The 18556-nt window shown below is 35.9% G+C and carries 19 protein-coding genes; 13 read left to right on the forward strand and 6 right to left on the reverse strand.

Features of this window, described 5'->3' with window-relative positions:
* Positions 1-12 precede the first annotated feature (12 nt).
* Entirely contained in the window at positions 13-396 is a 384-nt protein-coding gene (locus O4O04_RS02405) for a DUF5071 domain-containing protein (RefSeq protein ID WP_272533912.1), read from the forward strand.
* 34 nt (positions 397-430) lie between these two features.
* On the opposite strand, the gene O4O04_RS02410 is transcribed toward O4O04_RS02405, so the two are convergent.
* The gene (locus O4O04_RS02410) at positions 431-901 is read right to left on the reverse strand and encodes a thioredoxin family protein (protein ID WP_272533914.1); all 471 of its coding nucleotides are present in this window, start codon (positions 899-901) and stop codon (positions 431-433) included.
* Between the two features lie 42 nt (positions 902-943).
* Complete coding sequence (locus O4O04_RS02415; RefSeq protein WP_272533916.1) at positions 944-1696, reverse strand: SDR family NAD(P)-dependent oxidoreductase; 753 nt, start codon at positions 1694-1696, stop codon at positions 944-946.
* A gap of 271 nt (positions 1697-1967) precedes the next feature.
* Between O4O04_RS02415 and O4O04_RS02420 the strand changes: the two genes are divergently transcribed.
* Together O4O04_RS02420 and O4O04_RS02425 are read left to right on the forward strand one after the other, a co-directional pair.
* Positions 1968-2621 (forward strand): START domain-containing protein, encoded by a 654-nt coding sequence (locus tag O4O04_RS02420; protein ID WP_272533917.1) that lies wholly within the window; start codon positions 1968-1970, stop codon positions 2619-2621.
* A gap of 98 nt (positions 2622-2719) precedes the next feature.
* Positions 2720-3385, forward strand: a complete 666-nt coding sequence (locus O4O04_RS02425; protein WP_272533918.1) for a hypothetical protein — start codon at positions 2720-2722, stop codon at positions 3383-3385.
* A gap of 81 nt (positions 3386-3466) precedes the next feature.
* Here the strand turns inward: O4O04_RS02425 and selD are convergent, their stop codons facing one another.
* Both selD and mnmH read right to left on the reverse strand, forming a co-directional pair.
* Positions 3467-4603: a selenide, water dikinase SelD gene (selD, locus tag O4O04_RS02430; RefSeq protein ID WP_272533919.1), complete on the reverse strand. Its 1137-nt coding sequence runs from the start codon at positions 4601-4603 to the stop codon at positions 3467-3469.
* Entirely contained in the window at positions 4590-5588 is a 999-nt protein-coding gene (gene mnmH / locus O4O04_RS02435; RefSeq protein ID WP_272533921.1) for a tRNA 2-selenouridine(34) synthase MnmH, read from the reverse strand. Before mnmH ends, selD begins: the two co-directional genes overlap by 14 nt.
* A 176-nt stretch (positions 5589-5764) precedes the next feature.
* Between mnmH and O4O04_RS02440 the strand changes: the two genes are divergently transcribed.
* Positions 5765-6652 (forward strand): alpha/beta fold hydrolase, encoded by an 888-nt coding sequence (locus tag O4O04_RS02440; RefSeq protein ID WP_272533923.1) that lies wholly within the window; start codon positions 5765-5767, stop codon positions 6650-6652.
* Positions 6649-7197 carry a TetR/AcrR family transcriptional regulator gene (locus O4O04_RS02445; RefSeq protein WP_272533925.1) on the forward strand — a complete coding sequence of 183 codons (549 nt, stop codon included), beginning with the start codon at positions 6649-6651 and terminating at the stop codon, positions 7195-7197. Before O4O04_RS02440 ends, O4O04_RS02445 begins: the two co-directional genes overlap by 4 nt.
* Here the strand turns inward: O4O04_RS02445 and O4O04_RS02450 are convergent.
* On the reverse strand, positions 7192-8313 hold the full coding sequence (locus O4O04_RS02450; protein WP_272533927.1) for a DUF2855 family protein: 1122 nt from the start codon (positions 8311-8313) through the stop codon (positions 7192-7194). The genes O4O04_RS02445 and O4O04_RS02450 overlap by 6 nt on opposite strands.
* Before the next feature lie 91 nt (positions 8314-8404).
* Between O4O04_RS02450 and O4O04_RS02455 the strand changes: the two genes are divergently transcribed.
* From O4O04_RS02455 to O4O04_RS02465, 3 genes are all read left to right on the forward strand, one after another.
* On the forward strand, positions 8405-10027 hold the full coding sequence (locus tag O4O04_RS02455; RefSeq protein WP_442915922.1) for a glycerol-3-phosphate dehydrogenase/oxidase: 1623 nt from the start codon (positions 8405-8407) through the stop codon (positions 10025-10027).
* A 183-nt stretch (positions 10028-10210) separates the two neighbouring features.
* Positions 10211-11080: an Lcl domain-containing protein gene (locus O4O04_RS02460; protein ID WP_272533929.1), complete on the forward strand. Its 870-nt coding sequence runs from the start codon at positions 10211-10213 to the stop codon at positions 11078-11080.
* Between the two features lie 68 nt (positions 11081-11148).
* A complete protein-coding gene (locus O4O04_RS02465) occupies positions 11149-11607 on the forward strand; it encodes an Lcl C-terminal domain-containing protein (RefSeq protein ID WP_272533930.1) in 459 nt (152 codons plus the stop codon).
* Between the two features lie 51 nt (positions 11608-11658).
* Here the strand turns inward: O4O04_RS02465 and O4O04_RS02470 are convergent, their stop codons facing one another.
* Complete coding sequence (locus O4O04_RS02470) at positions 11659-11865, reverse strand: hypothetical protein (RefSeq protein WP_272533932.1); 207 nt, start codon at positions 11863-11865, stop codon at positions 11659-11661.
* A 20-nt stretch (positions 11866-11885) separates the two neighbouring features.
* Between O4O04_RS02470 and O4O04_RS02475 the strand changes: the two genes are divergently transcribed.
* From O4O04_RS02475 to O4O04_RS02495, 5 genes are all read left to right on the forward strand, one after another.
* On the forward strand, positions 11886-13196 hold the full coding sequence (locus O4O04_RS02475) for a 3-hydroxyacyl-CoA dehydrogenase family protein (protein ID WP_272533933.1): 1311 nt from the start codon (positions 11886-11888) through the stop codon (positions 13194-13196).
* 12 nt (positions 13197-13208) lie between these two features.
* Positions 13209-14474, forward strand: a complete 1266-nt coding sequence (locus O4O04_RS02480; protein WP_272533934.1) for an acetyl-CoA acetyltransferase — start codon at positions 13209-13211, stop codon at positions 14472-14474.
* A 218-nt stretch (positions 14475-14692) separates the two neighbouring features.
* Entirely contained in the window at positions 14693-15133 is a 441-nt protein-coding gene (locus O4O04_RS02485) for a hypothetical protein (RefSeq protein WP_272533936.1), read from the forward strand.
* Positions 15134-15502: 369 nt separating this feature from the next.
* Positions 15503-16219: an ABC transporter ATP-binding protein gene (locus O4O04_RS02490; RefSeq protein WP_272533937.1), complete on the forward strand. Its 717-nt coding sequence runs from the start codon at positions 15503-15505 to the stop codon at positions 16217-16219.
* Complete coding sequence (locus tag O4O04_RS02495) at positions 16216-18555, forward strand: ABC transporter permease (protein ID WP_272533939.1); 2340 nt, start codon at positions 16216-16218, stop codon at positions 18553-18555. Before O4O04_RS02490 ends, O4O04_RS02495 begins: the two co-directional genes overlap by 4 nt.
* Position 18556: the final 1 nt, after the last annotated feature.

Genomic DNA, 18556 nt, shown 5'->3' on the forward strand with positions numbered 1-18556 from the left:
TATTAACTTTCAATGGACATCAAAGATTATATTCCAAAAAATAAACATGATTTTGCTTCCGTCGAGGTTATCAAAAATCTAGGTTATCCTGGTTATAAACCGATTTTAAAAGACCTTTTTATTTGGATTCAAGATATAAATTGGCCCATAGCTAGAGAAATAGTTCCGTTATTAATTGCTGCGGGCAAAGATATTGTACCAATTGTAAATGATATATTGGATTCGAATGATTATGTTTGGCAAGCTTGGGTTTTGAATTATGTTTTAATTAAAATGCCAAAAACAATCAAACTGGAATTTAAATCCCAGTTAGAAAGAATTGCAAAAAATCCGAATAAAGATGAGAAATACGAGGATCTAGACGAAATTGCAAAAGAAATTCTATTGGATCTATAATTAATTGTTAAGTAGTTTTTAACTAAATTCTAATTTATTTCTTAGCAATAAATTGTTTTAGATAATTCAAAATTTCTTTGTCTTGCATCTGCTGAGCGCTAGAGAATTCACCACCCATTGTCGTTGCTAAAACTTTCTCTTCTTGAGAAGGATCAACTATTACAAGAGCTGGGATTCCTTTTTTTTCGGGACTTCCAAAGCGCTCCGCAAAAATTAGATTCTTATCAAATCTACCCACGTCAACATGGAAGACTAAGTATTCTTTTTCTAAAAGAGTCCGAATATCAGAGTTATTATAAAATCTATTCTTGAGCGAGTTACAATCTGCACACCAGTCAGCTCCGAATACTACCAGAACAAGTTGCCCACTGGCCTTCGCTATGGGAATTGTTTCATAATACAATTGTTCAGTTTTCTTATCTTCGTTTAAGCTATCTGCACAGGACACTAGACCAGCCATTATAAAAAACGCAAAAATTATAAATCCAAAAGTATTTTTAATCATAAGTATAAGTTTGTTCCTGTTACGATCTCTTCAAGACGAAAATTACTTTTTATTCAATTTAATTCCTTCTATCCATTGATAAATTTTTAATGGAAAAAATAAAAAACGATCCAATATCTGCGTCGTACTGAATATATACGATGGATAAACTGAATTGGAATTCCATTTGATTCCTCTGACAATCTTCTTAGCTACAGTTTGTGGTGATTGACTAGGAAACGGCACTGGAACTTTATTACCAGCTGAATCAAAAAATTGTGTTCTGGTCGCAATTGGATACACTACCATGATACGATTCCCCTTCTTCAATTCATACCTATAAGCAGATGTAAATGAATGTATTGCCGCTTTAGTAGAAGAGTACATTGCGTAACCAGGAAGTGCTAAATGACTCATGGCGGATGCAGTTATTATAAATAAAAAGGAATTAGGAGAATTAAGATTTAGTTCAATCAGTGTTTGGATTGGTGAAAATACATTGGTTCTATAAATTTTTTCTAGTCTATCGGGATTATTTGATTGAATAGTTTCATAATAAGCAAATCCTGCATTTGCAAAGAATATATCGATTCCACCTAACTTTTCGTTCGCGATCTCAATGAGTTTGGTGATATTCTTGGATTCAGATATATCTAAAGAAATGGGAAATACTCTTTCATTCTTCTCAATGCTCTCTGCATTTATATCGGCAGCCAGAATTCTAGTATTTTTGGTTTTTAAGAGTTCTTGTAAAGTAGCTTTTCCAATACCAGAAGCTGCCCCTGTGATCACGATTCGTTTATTAATTAAATCCATAGTTTATTTTTTTTCACCTGAGATGTTATGAAAGCTTTTTTATCTAAAAATTATTGAATTTTTGCCTCTAGGAAACAATTTTTTGAATTGCAGAACTGTTTATTAAAAGCGTTCATTTTGTAATTTTAGTCATTTCTAATACTCTGATAATTCTATAAAAATACTCCTAACAGTATTTGTTTATCAAAATCCTCTAAACTGATTTATAAAAAAATCCATCAATATACCAGAAAATAACATAGAAATTGGATACAAAAGTCTAATGGATGTTATGAAGAAAAACAATTTACTCAACCCAATTTTGATATTTGGAATCCTTTTATCGTCGAGTGTATTTGCTCAAGGATGGGAAACGGCAAAGAATAAAAATAACATTATTGTTAAGACACGAGTCGTGGAAGGTTCTCCACTCAAAGAATTCTGGGGACAAACAATTGTTGAGGCGAGTCCATCTGCTCTCATTGCTTTGCTTAAGGATGTAAATACTTATCCAACTACATTGCACAATTGTAAATCTGCTGAGATTCTAAGGACTGTAAGCGACAAGGAATGGTATACTTATACTATTAATGCAGCGCCATGGCCTGTTAGTAATCGAGATGCCGTGTTGCATTCTGTTCTGAAACAAGATCCCAAAACAAAGAATATCGTTGTAAAAATAAATGATAGCAATGCAATCTCCAAGCCGATTCCGTCGGGTGTTGTTCGAATTGCAAAGTTGAATGCAGAGTGGAAATTCAAAATACTGGATGAAGGAAAAATTGAGGTAAACTATCAGGCTCATATTGATGCTGGAGGATCCATTCCTGATCTTGCGGCAAATCTCTTAGTTGTTGATACTCCATATTTTACCTTAGAAAATATTAGAAAGAAAATTCAAGATCCTAAATATAAGGATATTAAACTTCCGTATATTTTGGATTAAACAATCAATTACTCAGCTAACATATAGATTTACAAATTTATCGGGCAATACAAACTGGTGTTGTCCGATAATAAAGATAATATTTGTGAGCTAAACTAATGATAAAAAAATTAATTTATATATCCTTTTTAATTCTTGCATCTTGTATAGCGATTCCGATCCGAAATTATGAAATTGACAAATCTGTTATAAAAACTAATCTCTTTGAAAAATCGATAAAAATTCTATTTTTTGAGGACTTAAGAAAAGGAGAAAACATTAATAAAACCGCTTATAGTTTTATTCCATTTTTTATTTCAGGAAATTTCGAATTAAACTTTCCTGAGTCCGACGGTATTTCATTAAACACTCCTTTCAAATATTACTTTGCAGATATCTTAAAAAAGGAGTTAGAAGGTAATTATAACTTTAAAAGCATAATGCTTACCGATGATAAATCAATTATAACAGATTATACGATAAAAGGTGAGATAAGTAAATTTTATTGTGAGAGAAAATTGTATACGTACGGTTTAAGTTTTTATGGAGTCCTATTATGGTATCTTGGTGTTCCAGCCATGGCTAATGAATGTGAAATCGAGTTAAAGTTAGATTTAATGGATTCGAATAATCTTGAGATTCTGTCAAAAGTCTATTCAGATAAAAAAATTGTCTATTCAGGTCTGTATTATAATATCAATAACTTAGATAGGGTTTATAGTCATCTTTTAAAAAATATTATGAATGTAATAAAATCTGACATAAAGAAAAATATGATCGAGTGAATTAATTCATTAAATATGAATTATAAAGATAAGTTTTTTCGATATTGATTGTTGTGATCATATTTTGTTTTTCAGTTTTAGTCATTCCAAACTAATCAATGGATTTGTTCTCATTACTAATCGCCCAAATGGTTGTAAATTTTTACCCTTAGACATCATGAATTTTTCAAAATCTACCTGATACTGTGGATCAACCGCTATCAATAGTCCTCCGCTTGTTTGAGGATCACAAAAAATATTTTTTTCTTCTTCACTCATCTCACCCATCTTGTCACCATAGCTATCCCAATTGCGTAGAGTTCCACCTGGAATTGAATTTCTTTCAAGATAGTAACGAGCTTGGGTGATGATCGGAACTTTGGATGAGAAAATTGTCGCTGATAGATTGCTTCCCTCGCAGATCTCAGAGAGGTGTCCCAAAAGACCAAAACCAGTGACGTCCGTTAGTGCATGAATATATTCTAATTTACCTAGGTCATAGCCAATTGAGTTGAGTTCCATCATTTGTTTGGGAGCAATCAAGCTATCTTCACTTTGAAGAATTCCCTTTTTTTGTGCGGTGGTGAGTATTCCAACTCCTAAAGGTTTTGTAAGATACAACAGATCTCCTGATTTCGCTGTATTGTTTTGTTTTATATTCTTACGGTCTACTTCACCTGTAACAGCTAAACCAAAAATTGGCTCCGGGCAATCAATACTATGACCACCAGCAAGAATAATGCCTGCTTCCGAACAGATTGAACGGCTACCGTCTAGTACTCTACTTGCAACTTCTGGAGGAAGTTTATCAATGGGCCAACCTAATATTGCAATTGCCATTATAGGACGACCACCCATTGCATAGACATCACTGATTGCATTAGCGGATGCAATTCGACCAAAATCAAAAGCATCGTCCACTATAGGCATAAAAAAATCTGTTGTGGATATAATGCATCTACCATCACCTAAGTCCATTACTGCGGCGTCATCTGATGTCTCATTTCCAATCAATAATCGACTCCCGAGCGATGAAATGTTCGTAAGATTTGGCGATCTATTACTAGATAAAATTTCGTTACTATCGGAATTCTGTTCTTTCAAATCTGATACAGATTGTGAATTCGAATCTAGAGAGGGTTCTGGATGCAAAATGGATCTTAGAACTTTGGGAGAGATTTTACATCCGCATCCTGCACCATGGCTGTATTGTGTTAGTTTGTATTCAGTTTTGTTCATATTCATTTGCTCGTTCAATCAATTCTTTTGCATACTTAGTATGATTACCTTCTGGAATTGAGATTGGAATAATTTTTCCTTTCATTCTTCTAGATAGACTGTGCTCATAAGATTTGTCATAATAATGTAGTGTTATAGCTGCCGCTGCTGCAAAATTATCAGAATCTAAATTTTCAATGGCTTTCTTTAAATTGAGTCCGCCTAATTTCTTCGCCAATCGATTCAGGGATCTGATCAGATCTTCTTTTGGAAATTGGGAATATTGATTTATTAAATGCTCAATCCGTTCGTTATGAGTTTTTTCTATTTGAAAAAGCGGAGCATTTTGTTTTTGATTCCAGAATACGTTCGGTATATGAATTTTACCGATGAGCGAGCTCTCATCCTCAATCCAGATTCTTTTATTAATGTTAAGGGTTCGTAATTTTTCGAATAGTAGATTTTCAAAATGTTCGTTACTTGGTTGATTTGCTTGTCCTATAGCTCCGAAAGCTGATCCTTTATGATTGGCAAGAAATTCTAAGTTTACAATTTGTTCATTCAATTTCTCTAATTCTTCTAAAATGAAAGTTTTCCCAGAACCTGTTTTACCACCTATCACATACAACTGAAATTGATTTTCAAAGTATGAGAGAACTAAATTTCTATACGATTTGTATCCATGACGCAAGGTATTTACTTCAAATCCATAGGTTGCAAGTAACCAAGCTACGCTTCCACTGCGCATCCCACCTCGCCAACAGTAAATTCTAAGTTTTTTGAATGGGGCAATTGATTCTGCTTTTTCAACGAGAGTTCTCAACTTCGGTCCGACTATCTCCAGTCCTTTCTTTATTGCTGATTCTTTTCCTTCTTTCTTATAAATTGTTCCAACAATTGCCCTTTCATCATCATTGAATAAAGGAAGCGATATGGCACCAGGAATATGACCTTTCTTGAATTCGCTCGGACTGCGTACATCAATTGTTGGAACATTTTGGTTCATGTTTAGAAAATCTTGAATTTGGATAGAAGTAGACATGGAAATAATTTGAGTAAGGGAAGAGTTGCTTTAAGGATAGTATCTTACAATAATTTTTTATTTGACTAATTTTTTCCATTAACTAATATGGATATTTATAAACTAATTAGATTAGTTTAATTCAATTAAGGATGTTCCAAATGACTCATAAATTCTTGCAAATACAATTAATTTTGGCTACTTTATTATTCGGCTGCATGCCGATCTATTCGCAGACTAGTGAACACTCATCTTTTGCATTAAATGGTAAGATCAGCTATATCAGGAATGGTGCTGGTAATCAAACCTACATTTTGCTTCCAGGAATTGGTGAAACGAAAGAAGGATATCAGCCTCTTGTCCAAGAATTGGAAACAACAGGAGTGGTTTATAGTTTAGATATTCGTGGACAAGGTGGTAGCAGTTCGGATTTTACATCATTTTCTGCCCTTGATGTAGCGAAGGATGTAATTGAATTTTTGGATGAAAAGAAATTGAAGAATACTATACTAGTTGGCTCTTCCCTTTCGGCGGCATCAGCAGTTTATGTTGGAGCTGAGCGATCGGACTTAGTAAAAAAGATTGTCTTATCCGGACCATTTGTTCGCGATCATGAAATATCTTTTGGAATCAAGACTATGATTTCAATAGGATTTCGTTATCCATGGGGTGCTAAGTTATGGAAGGGATACTATGAAGATTTACATATAACAGTTAAGCCGAACGATCTAAGCGAACAGAGTGAACGAATTTATAATTATTTAAATCTTGATAACAGACTTTCTATTCTGAGAGAATATTTATTTTCTTCTAAAGCTGGCTGTGAAGAAAAATTGGATTCTATCAAAGTGCCTGTGGTTATTATTATGGGGGGAAAGGATCCTGATTTTGAGAACCCAGTCGAAGAATTGGATTGGATTGCAGGGATCACAAATGGTAAGAAGTTTCTTTTTGAAAATTCTGGCCACTATCCGCACCGCGAAGAACCGAAGAGATTTGCTGAGGTAATAAATTTACCTTATAAATCAATGAATTCAAATAATAAATGAGAAAAAGAAATTTAAACAAAGATCAAATCTCGGATTTTGCTTTTCAATATGCCATTAAGAATGGCTGGCAATCTCTAAATTTAAAAATTATTGCCGAACATTTTGAAATTAAGACTCCTTCTCTTTATAATCATATCGAGAATCTGGATGAATTGATTTTGGAACTTGCGGCAATGACTCTCGAAGAACTTGGCAAAAGCCTATCTAAATCTATTCAGGGGATAAGCGGGGCAGAAGCTATCTATGAACTTTCTCGAGCTTACAGAAAGTTTGCTAAATCTCATCAAGGTGTATATGGTTTAACAATACAAGCTCCCAGCGGCCATGCCCGACATGAGAAGGCAAGTATAGAATTATTAGAAATACTATTTTCAGTTCTAAGAAACAAATCGAAAAAGGAAAAAATTCATAATATTCGAATATTCAGATCTAGCTTACATGGATTTGTAAGTATTGAATTAGGAAAAGGATTTGGACTTCCGACAGATATTGAAGAAACGTTCAAGAGAATGATCGAAATATTAGTTTTACAGATGGAGCTATGAAATATTTATTCTTCGAAAATCAACGAGTGTAGCGGTCTTCGGTTCTACTCGACCGTTTATGCATTGTAGATAGAAATTTGCAAATGCTTCAGGATCCATAAGAGTTCGAAATTCAAACCAATCTTTAGTACCTTGAAAAAATTCGTTCCAAGATATTGAGAATCTTTCTTGAAAATTGACCATTCCCCATTCTCTGCTTTTTTTTCTCATTTGTTCTGGAGCAAAGAATAAAACTCCTGTTCCATTCCTAGGATTCAGATTTCGGTCATCCCATTGCAAAGCTCCCACTAGGCTTGTGTATTTTAGTTTTTCTATTAGGTGCTCTTGTAGCTGAGCTATAAAATTATGATTTCCAGCAAAATCTACAATTAAGCTATTTTCTGAACGGATCTCCGTTATTTCTTTATATTCAAATATATGACTATAACAACCCAACTGATGGATAAAGTTCTTATTATTCTTCGATGTAAGTGCAATAATTTCGATTGGATGAAGATTAGTTTTATTGGTTTGAATGAGTTGAGTTAGAGCTAAGGCTGTTTTACTAGAAGCTCCCGTAATAATGATTTGATCGCTTCCAAAAAATCCATTCTCTCTAAGAAAATCTTCCAAGAGGAAAGCAGTGGAAAAAAGAGGACGGAAAGTAAGTTGGAAGTCTTCACTATTTGATTTGTAAAGGTAATCTGATCTTAGATTCGTATAATAGTTATAAATTCCGCTAAGCTTAGATCTATGTGCTGCTGCATCGCTGAATCCAGTCTCTCTAACTTTTCCTGGTTCAACAACTAAATGTGAAGCGGTTGGATAATATCCATAAAACCTCTCTCCAATCTTAATCTCAGTATTGTTCGATTCAATCACTGTGGCAAATCCCCAAGCTGGAATGATTCCGAATTCAGGCAGATTCACAAGTGGAAAAAAGTTCCAATAACCAAAACTATCACCTAGATTAGCATAAGTTATATTATTGGCAGTAAAGGAAAGTTTCTCGATTTCTAACAAAACTTGACCTTCGGAGATCGCTGCCTGAGATGAGATAGTTTCAGAAATAAATTTATATTCTTTAATATTTTTTTTATTCACTACGAATTGATTTACCTGAATGCCGATAGCCATTTGTTCACTCCAACCAGTTTTCAACCATAGAAAAACAAAAAGTTGAGTCAATGGATAAATTTTTGACCTTGCTAATAAAACAAATCATGTCATGCTTGGAGTCGTGAAGAAATCCGAACAAAATGTATTTGATTCAGTTGTTATTGGAGGAGGCATTACAGGCTCTTGCATTCTCTGGGATGGAACCTTACGGGGACTCAAGATGCTACTGATCGAAAAGAATGATTACGCGTCCGGAACGAGTCAGGCTACATCCAAGTTGATTCATGGTGGACTTCGCTATCTAAAGAATTTTGAATTCGGATTAGTGCGAGAATCTCTTTGCGAACGAAGGTCTCTTGGAATTATTAGTCCTCATGCTCTTCAAACAATGGGATTCGCTGTTCCAGTCTACAATACTAAAGACAAATTAATGTTAAGTGCCGGACTATCTATCTATGATTTATTATCTTATGATAGAAATCAGGGGCTACACAGTGATCGAACTATACCAAAGCATAATTATCTTAATCGCTCAGATACTCTTTTAAAATTACCGCAGATACCAAGCAGTGGGCTACAAGGTTCATATTTATATTATGATTATGCAAATATAAATCCAGAAAGGCATACAACAGAATTTTTGTTTTCAGCAAGGAATCTAGGAGCGCAAATTCAAAATTATACGGAGCTTCAGGAAATAGAAAAATTACCTGGTAAAGATGGATTTCGAGTTAAGCTTTATGATCGAATAAAAAATACTTATTCTACTGTTATAACGAAAACACTTGTGAACGCTGGAGGTCCCTGGGCTGATTTAATTGAAGGAAAATTAGGAATTCATCAAGATAAACATATTGTCCGTTCGAAAGGAATCCATATTGTTGTTCGCAAAATTGTAGGAGACAACACCGTTGTACTTAAGAAAAGAGATGGTTCTCATATCATGTTTATACCATGGCGTGGTAAAACAATTATAGGAACTACGGACACTGTGTACGAAGGTCATCCTGATAGATTTTCGATTACAAAGCAAGAAATTCTAAACCTTCTTGATGAGGCAAACTTTGCTTATGGACTTACAGACTTACAGGAATCAGATGTTGATTTTTATTATGGTGGTATGCGTCCGTTAGTTGAAGATTCTGGTGATTCAACTACTACCTATAATGCTTCCAGAAAATCAGAAATCATGGATCATTCTTTGGATGGACATCCAGGCTTCTTTTCTGCAATGGGTGGCAAATATACAACTAGCCGTTCCGTTGCAGAGAAATTGGTTGACTATTTGGTTAATTTTTTACCAGGCAATTTCAAGGAGTGTGAGACTCAGACTAAACCATTGATGGGCGGAGAGTTCTCAGATTTTATTTCTCTATGCTATGATCTTGCAAAAAATTTTCCAAAAGCATCTGGAGAAAAAATCGAAACACTCGCTCATCGTTACGGAAGCCTTGCCTTTGATGTTTTAAAATCTTTGAAAAATTCCAATGATTTTTATTTACTTTCTGGCGGAGAGAAAATTTATTCTGAGGAAATAATTTATATTTCACAGAATGAAGATATAAAGTTCGCAACGGATTTCTTTTTTCGCAGGTCAGGTGCTGGCGTTCCTGGAAAACCAAGTGCTGATTCCTTGAATGGAATTTTTTCCATCCTATCTAAATCTCTTAAATGGAATCCGCAAAGAGCAAAGACTGAAATGAAGTCCGTTCTAGATCGATATAAGTTTTGACGATCTATTTCTTCAAAAGCTTTCAAATCTTCAACAAATGAACTGAATTATTCCTGAATATCACTTGCAACAAATTACAGTTAGATTAAGATAGTCTATACTGATGTTAGATCTTAAAAATTGAGAATTTAATCCAATAAAGCAATTCTCTTGAGTTAACCTCAGTCTATAGGGTAGACAGCTATGAATTTGATTCGCATTTTACTTATAAGTGCTATTTTTTTCCTTTTTGGGACTTGTAAAGAGGAAGAAGATGATTCAGACCTTCTTCTTGGGGCATTGTTCGCTTTTCTCGGGACTGGGGAATCCAAAGTTTCGACTCCTGTATTTAAACCAGCTGCCGGCAATCAGACATCTCTTTCCAATATTGAGATATCAACGACTACTCCGGATGCTACCATTCATTATACCTTGGATGGAAGCACGCCAACTTCAAGTTCGGATAAATATTCGTCTCCGATTAAAAATACTTGGATACTAGCGGGAAAAACGATTCAAGCTATTGCCATTAAATCAGGATTAAATGACAGTGATACTCTAACTGGAGTTTTTAGCTATCCACCTCTTAAGACTGGATCCGGTGATATACCTGGATATACTAAAGTTTCTGGTGAGGATGCTGATTCGAAGTTAGGAATTGAAAGAGGGTATTCTGATAATGGAGATGGCACGGTAACGGACAAGGCTACTGGTTTGATCTGGCAAAAATGTACAAAAGGATCGAATTCATCGACTGATTGCACAGGTGTTACAACTGATGATAGATCGAACTTAGCGGGTGCAAGAAATTACTGTAGTAGTTTGAGTTTAGCATCAAAAACTTGGCGCCTACCAAGTAGGCAAGAACTGGAAACATTAGTTGATTATGGTCTGACAGCTAGTCCAGTAATTGATGGATCTGTATTTCCGGAAACTGTTGCCAATCCTTATTGGAGTTCAACCAATTATTTACAACAATCGACATCAGCCTGGCTTGTTTCTTTCAGTTTGGGAGATTTGACTGCCAGTGGCGCTGCCTTGAGTTACTATGTCCGCTGTGTTTCGACTCAGTAAATTTGAAAACAAGCCTGGTCATATTTTGGAAAATTAAATAACTAGAAACAATGTTAGGAGCTTACAAATTGTTAATCAATAAATTATCGATCTTTATATCACTTTCCATTTTCCTTTATGCAACGCAAATTGCTTCGGCTCCTTATATCGATAATGGAGATGGAACAGTTAAGGATGTTGCAACCGGACTTACCTGGCGAAGCTGTACTAACGGATTGAGTGGCAACAATTGTGGAACAGGATCATTGACTACTTATACATGGGAAAATGCCATATCTGCCTGCAGCTCACCCTGGCGATTGCCATCAATCAATGAACTAAAAACGATAGTCGATACAGCTAAAACATCAAATCCAACTATCGAATCCACTGTATTTCCAGGAACTATTACAGGGAGTCCGTATTGGAGTTCAACCACCTATGCAATCAATACCACAATTGCTTGGTACATACTTTTTAATACCGGTTCTGTAAGTTATAATGCTAAGACGAATAGTTATGTCGTTCGATGTGTTACAGGCCCATAGAGATATTAAATATACATGAATAACAGCTGGATTTTCATTACCTTCCTAATTTTAGGATGAAGATACCAATTCCACTAAAATATTATTGCTTCCAATAAATTTAGGATCCGTCCATAGATTGCGTTCTGTATCAAATGATTGATTGTATTTGAGCCAATTCCTTAGATCTTCTGGGAAAAATCCATAAAGCAGTGTCAAAAATGGTGTAAAAAAATCCTTTCCTACGCGCTTATTTATAGTTTTCCTGTAAAAAAACATAAATTCATGGAAGCGTTTTAATGAGAGATATAAAAACCGTAACCATACTCGGCGCCAATGGTGCTATGGGTGCAGGAAGCGCGGGAGTGATAGCCGCATTCGGAAATGCTAAAGTCTACATGCTCGCAAGAGATTTAGAAAAAGCGAAAGATGGAGTTGAAAAAGCGTACAATTCTGTGAAAGCAGAAGTGATTCGCAAGAATTTGATTCCAGGAACCTACGAAAATGACCTCGAAAGATGTGTCTCTGAGTCAGATTGGGTATTTGAATTAGTAGCTGAAAGCTATGAAGTAAAAGAGCCAATCAATGCTCGTATAGCAAAGTCAAGGCGACCTGGAACGATTGTTTCCACTGTATCGTCTGGTCTTTCTATCGCAAGACTCGCTAAGGCATATGATGCAGATGGACAGAAGCATTATTACGGGACTCACTTTTTCAACCCTCCGTACAAAATGATTCTTTGTGAATTAGTAACTCATCCTGGAAACGATAAGAAATTGACTGCTGAACTTGGTGACTATCTGAGCAATAAACTTGGACGCGCTGTAGTTTATACAAATGACACTCCAGCTTTCGCTGGTAACCGTGTTGGTTTTCAATTGATGAACGAAGTTGCGATTCTTGCTGAGAAGTATGCCGATAAAGGTGGGATTGCTCTCATGGATGAAATCATGAGTGGTTACACAGGTCGCGCAATGGGTCCTCTAGCTACAGTTGATTTCGTGGGATTGGATGTTCATAAAGCAATCGTTGATAACATCTATGACAATACTAAAGATGAAGCGCATGCTACTTTTAAACTACCTGCTTATATGCAGAAGTTGATTGATGAAGGCAAGCTAGGTATGAAATCTAAAGGTGGTCTAACGAAGATCACTAAGACTGCTGATGGCAAGAAAGAAAAGTTTGTGTATAATATCAAAACAGGAGCGTACGATCCGTATCCTAAATTTGATATTCCATTCATTCCTAAAGCAAAGAAACTAATTCAAGAATCTGACTACGTTGGAGCCATGAATGTTGTTAAGGAAGCAAAAGGTCTCGAAGCGGATTTGGCAAGATATTTCATCGCAAGATACATTAGTTATTCTTTGTCTATCGTGGGTGAGGTAGTGGATTCCAAAGAGATGGTTGATATGGCTATGGGCTTTGGATTCAATTGGGTTCCAGCTTCTGCGTTCGTAGATTTTCTTGGTGGACCAAAAGAAACTATTGCATTGATGACAAAGAGTAAAGTTCCAGTGCCTGCAATTTTGACTAAAGCAAAACCTGGCAAAAAGTTTTATGAATTGGGCGATATCCTAGACGCCCGTTCCCTATTTAAGGGTTAAGAGGAGCAGACTATGAGTGATAAAGTATATGTGTTAGGTGGCGAGCAGACCGATTTCCAGAGAAATTGGTCCAAAGAAGGCAAAACTTTCATGTCTATGATGAGAGAAGTTATGACAGATGCTCTTACCAAAGTTGGAATCGAGCCATCTGAGATCAAGAAGCTGAATAAAGAAAACCGAATCGGTGTTTTTGTTGGTAACTTTGATGCAGAACAATATGCAAACCAAGGCCATTTGGGTGCATTTCTTACTGAAGTAGATCCAGCTTTCTACGGAGTGCCAGGCGCCAGATATGAAGCAGCTTGTGCTTCTGGTTCTGTTGCAATAGATGCAGCTTCAACTCATATTCGAGCAAAAGATTACGATGTTGCAATCGTTCTCGGTATCGAAGTGATGAAAACAGTTAGTTCTGCAATAGGCGGTGACTTTCTTGGAACTGCAGCATACTATGAGCGCGAAGCAAAAGGAGTTCAATTTCCTTTTCCTAAACTTTTTGGAAAGCTTGCTGATGTAATCTTGGAAAGATATAAGCTTAAAGAAGCTGTTTTCATGGATGCACTCGCTGAAATATCAAGAATTAACTATGATAATGCGAAGAGAAATCCAAAAGCTCAGACAAGAACTTGGTTCATGAATAAAGAGCATGCAATGAATCGTGGAACTGATACAAATATGGCTGTCGGTGGCAGACTTTGTATTACAGATTGTTCGCAAGTTACCGATGGTGCGGCAGTTGTTGTATTAGCTTCTAAGAAATATACAGACGAATATGCAAAGAAAAGAGGCAAGAAAGTATCCGACATTCCTCGCATTAAAGGATGGGGACATCGCGTTGCTCCAATTACTTTTGAAGCAAAAGTTGCAGAGTCAGTAGGAGATAAATATATCCTACCTTGGACTAGACAAACTGTGAAGGATGCTTATTCAAGAGCTGAAATGGGTGTGAAAGATATTGATGTTTTTGAAACACATGATTGTTTTACTTCCAGTGAATATGCTGCTATTTCTGCATTTGGAATTTCTGATCCAGGTAAAGAGCATATTGCGATTCAAGAAGGTGTTATTGACTTTAAAGGTAAGAAGCCAATCAATCCAAGTGGTGGTCTGATCGGTGTTGGACATCCAGTTGGTGCATCTGGAGCAAGGATGATGTTAGATCTTTATAAGCAAGTAACAGGGACTGCAGGTGATTATCAAGTTTCTAAGGCTAAAAATGGTCTTATGTTAAACATTGGTGGATCTGCAACTACGAATATGGTGTTCATAGTCGGTAAATAATTATTTGATTTGATGAGCAGTCGAGGTGATAATCTTTTAATGATTGACTCGATTGCTCTTTTCATATATTGATAAACAAGCATGTAAATAGATAGTCCGCTAGATTATTAGCTACTCTATCAATCAGATATTGAGAATTTATCTGTTCGTTGGAATTTTAACTATCGAATCTCTCTGTTTACGTTTTATATCAATTGAGAACTAAGGAAGGAATTGGAATGAGTTTAAAATCATCAAACGACTGGAACCACTATCTGCTCAGATTTCTTTTAGCTTTCGCTTTCTGGGAAGTTTTAGCTTTCCCACTTCGTTTGCTTTTCTTTTCTAAATTCTATCACGATCCATCCCTTTCCCGAATATTCATATCCATTTCGGATGTTTATTGGCTTGGTCCAATACTTGCAGATTTTATTGGAATCTTTGCACTAGGAGCTGCCTATTTCTTAGGTCGTAGTGGTTTTCCCAACGGATTGGTTGGTGGATTATTATTTGGATTCACTTTTTCTGTCGCTGCCTATTTTGCACCAACGCTACTTTTAACCAGTGTAACAAATATTGCACCAAATAATCTTTGGTGGGTTTGGGTATCTTTTTTGTCACTCCAAGCGATCACGGTATCAATTGTTTATTCAATTAGTTTCGATGATAATGAGGACTAAGTTAGGCATTCTCTTCTAAATAAAAATTTGATGTGAATTACTTTTATTTCTGGATAAAGAGAGCTATATAAAAAAAAAGCCACGGACTTAAGTCCCGGGCTTTTTTTTAATTCAACCCCATTACTCTACCAACCCCACAATCCAAATCAAGTTTTTTATCAAAACAAAAGTTCGGGATCACGACATAAATCACAGGTAGCATAATTATGCTTGGATTTTTGCAGAGTTCATCTATAACAAATTCACTTGATACAAAAAAGCAATAGGTTCATTATATTAATAGATTGAATAAGTCTTGAGAATATTCAAATTGGACTGGAGTTCTTATCACGTAGAAAACGAATCATTTAGTGTAATTAGTTAATTAGAATGAAACTAAAAAAGGAAATAATATTTTGTACATCTGATCTTGAGAAAGTCTATCAGATGGGTGAGGTACAAGTCCGTGCTTTAAATTCAATCAATTTGGAAATTCACAAATCTGAATTTGTTGTGCTTCTTGGGCCTTCCGGCAGTGGCAAGTCAACACTTTTGAATATTCTGGGCGGATTGGATACCCCGAGCTCTGGAGATGTTGTATTCAATAATCAAAAACTTTCTAAAGCAAGTGAAGAGGAGCTAACAGCATTTAGACGATTGAATGTTGGTTTTGTCTTTCAATTCTATAATCTGATCCCAAGTCTTACTTCTAGAGAAAATATTTTACTCGTCACCGAGTTGACTTCGAAATCGATGAATCCAGACGATGCGCTAAGTATGGTTGGGCTGTATGAGAGAAGAGAACATTTTCCTTCTCAGCTTTCTGGTGGAGAACAACAAAGGGTTGCGATTGCACGAGCTATTGCAAAAAAGCCTGAAATTTTGCTCTGTGATGAACCAACTGGTGCGCTTGATATCAAAACCGGACGAATTGTACTTGAAGCAATTGCAAAGGTTAACAAAGAATTGGGAACGACAACTATCATCATCACACACAATGAGTCTATTGCTCAGATTGCCGATCGTGTAATCACAATGCGGGATGGAGAGATTACTTCGGATACAATCAATAAGGCAAAAAAGAGCACAGCGGAAATAAGCTGGTGAATACTTTAAATCACAAGTTAGTACGTGACTTGGTTTCCATGAAATCACAGGCAATCACGATTGGTCTTGTGATCGCGGCAGGTATTGCTGTAATGATATCTTCTCGTTCAGCGTACGATTCTTTGTTACTTGCTCGTGATAAATTCTATATAGACAATCGTTTCTCAGATGGATTTGCGGAAATTAGTAGAGCACCGCAATCTTATAAAGAGAGTATATCTCTCATTCCAGGCATCAGCTATATTGAGACTCGTATTGTTCGAGAAGCAGTACTGGATTTTCCAAATAAGAAACTTCCGACAACAGGTCGATTTGTGTCAATCACCAATAACATCAATCAAGTCGCAATCCAATCTGGTAGGATGCCAAATGGAGAAGAGGAAATTGTATTAAGTGAGACTTTTGCAAATGCTAACAAACTTAGTGTGGGCGATTCAATCATCGGAATACTTGGAGGAAAGCGCAAAAAACTAATTGTTGTGGGAACAGGTCTATCACCAGAATTTGTGTATGTTTTCAAGGCGCCCAATCCTATGCCGGATGATGAACATTTTGGGATTATCTGGATGGATCAGAAGGGACTCGAGTCTGCTTTCGATATGCAAGGTGCTTTCAATAGCTTGGTATTCAATTTTGCACCTGGATATACAAGGACGAGCGTACTAAAAGAATTAGATAAATTATTAGAAAAATATGGCGGACTTGGAGCCTATGATAGAGATAAGTTGCCATCACATTCGTTTCTTCGAGATGAGTTCAAGCAACTTCGGACTACGGCATATACAATACCAATCATATTTCTTAGTGTTGCGGCTTTTCTATTACATATTGTTACAACTCGAATTGTTTCCAAGGAACGTGAGCAAATCGCAACACTCAAAGCTCTAGGTTATTCCAATAAAACTATTCTGTTACATTATGTTAAGCTAATATCTATGATTACTTTTGCGGGATCTTGCGTAGGTTTATTTAGTGGAATCTATCTTGGTGATGCAATGACCAATCTATATGGGCAATTTTATAAATTTCCCAATCTAAAATTTATTTTCAAACCAACACTTGGTTTAGAGGGAATTTTTATCGGATTGCTATCGGGCGGAGTAGGTGCAATATTTTCAATCAATCAGGTTACTAATTTGCAACCTGCACAAGCAATGCGTCCACCTACACCAGAGAGATACAATACAATATTTATCGAAAAATATTTTTCTAGATTGTCAACACAAACCAAAATGATAATTCGAAATCTTTTTCAACGACCTTTTCGAACCGTTTTGTCAATTCTTGGAATTTCTACATCTGTGATGATTATGGTTATAGGAACATTCTCAAGGGACGCAATTGATTCTATGCTCAATTTACAATTTGATGTTATGCAAAGAGAATCCCTAAGCCTATCATTTATTAGTCCAGTTTCTTCAAATGCACTAAATGAAATCAAATTAATGAATGGAGTAGAATACGCTGAAGGATATCGTATGGTTCCGATTCGAATTCGCAAAGGATTGAGTTCTAAAGAATTCCTATTACAAGGAATACCTAGAGAAGCGGAACTCCGAAGATTAGTAGATAAGGATCGTAGAATTCTAAATCCACCGAAATCAGGTATACTACTTAACTCAGTTCTATCAGAAAAGCTTGGAATCGTATCGGGAGATACTGTAACATTAGAAATTCTTGAAGGAAATCGAAATAAAGTTGATGTAAAAGTAGAAGGGACAGTTGAAGAAATGTTAGGTCAAGGTGCCTATATGGAGAGATCAGCAGTTAATAAATTATTAGGTGAAGGAAATTCCGTAAGTTTTATTACAATTCGTACGGATAGCAAATACGAGTCCGATCTTCTACGGAAGCTAAAAGAATATCCTAGAATCGCGGGAATTTCCACACGGGAAGGAGTTCTAAAATCTTTCTATGATACGATGTCAAGAAGTTTACTAGTTACAACTTTTATTTTATTAGGCTTTGCTTCTGTAATAGCCGTGGGCGTTGTTTACAATACAGCCATGATTGCCTTATCGGAGCGGTCATTCGAGCTTGGAAGCCTAAGAATATTGGGTTTTACTCGAACTGAAGTGTTTCAGATTCTTGCTGGAGAATTAACAGTTATAACAATTATTTCTCTTCCTATTGGTGGCTTCTTGGGTTATGTTCTCGCTTGGACGATGATGAATTCAGTGGATACAGAAGGATTCAAAATTCCACTTGTAATTTCGGTCAAAACGTACGGAATAGCAGTACTTACAACAATTATGACTGCGATGTTTAGTTTTTATATTCTTCATAGAAAGATTAAATCAATGGATCTACTTCGAATTTTAAAAGTAAGAGAATAAT

Source organism: Leptospira sp. GIMC2001 (genome assembly GCF_028462125.1).
In the GTDB taxonomy this organism is placed as follows: domain Bacteria; phylum Spirochaetota; class Leptospiria; order Leptospirales; family Leptospiraceae.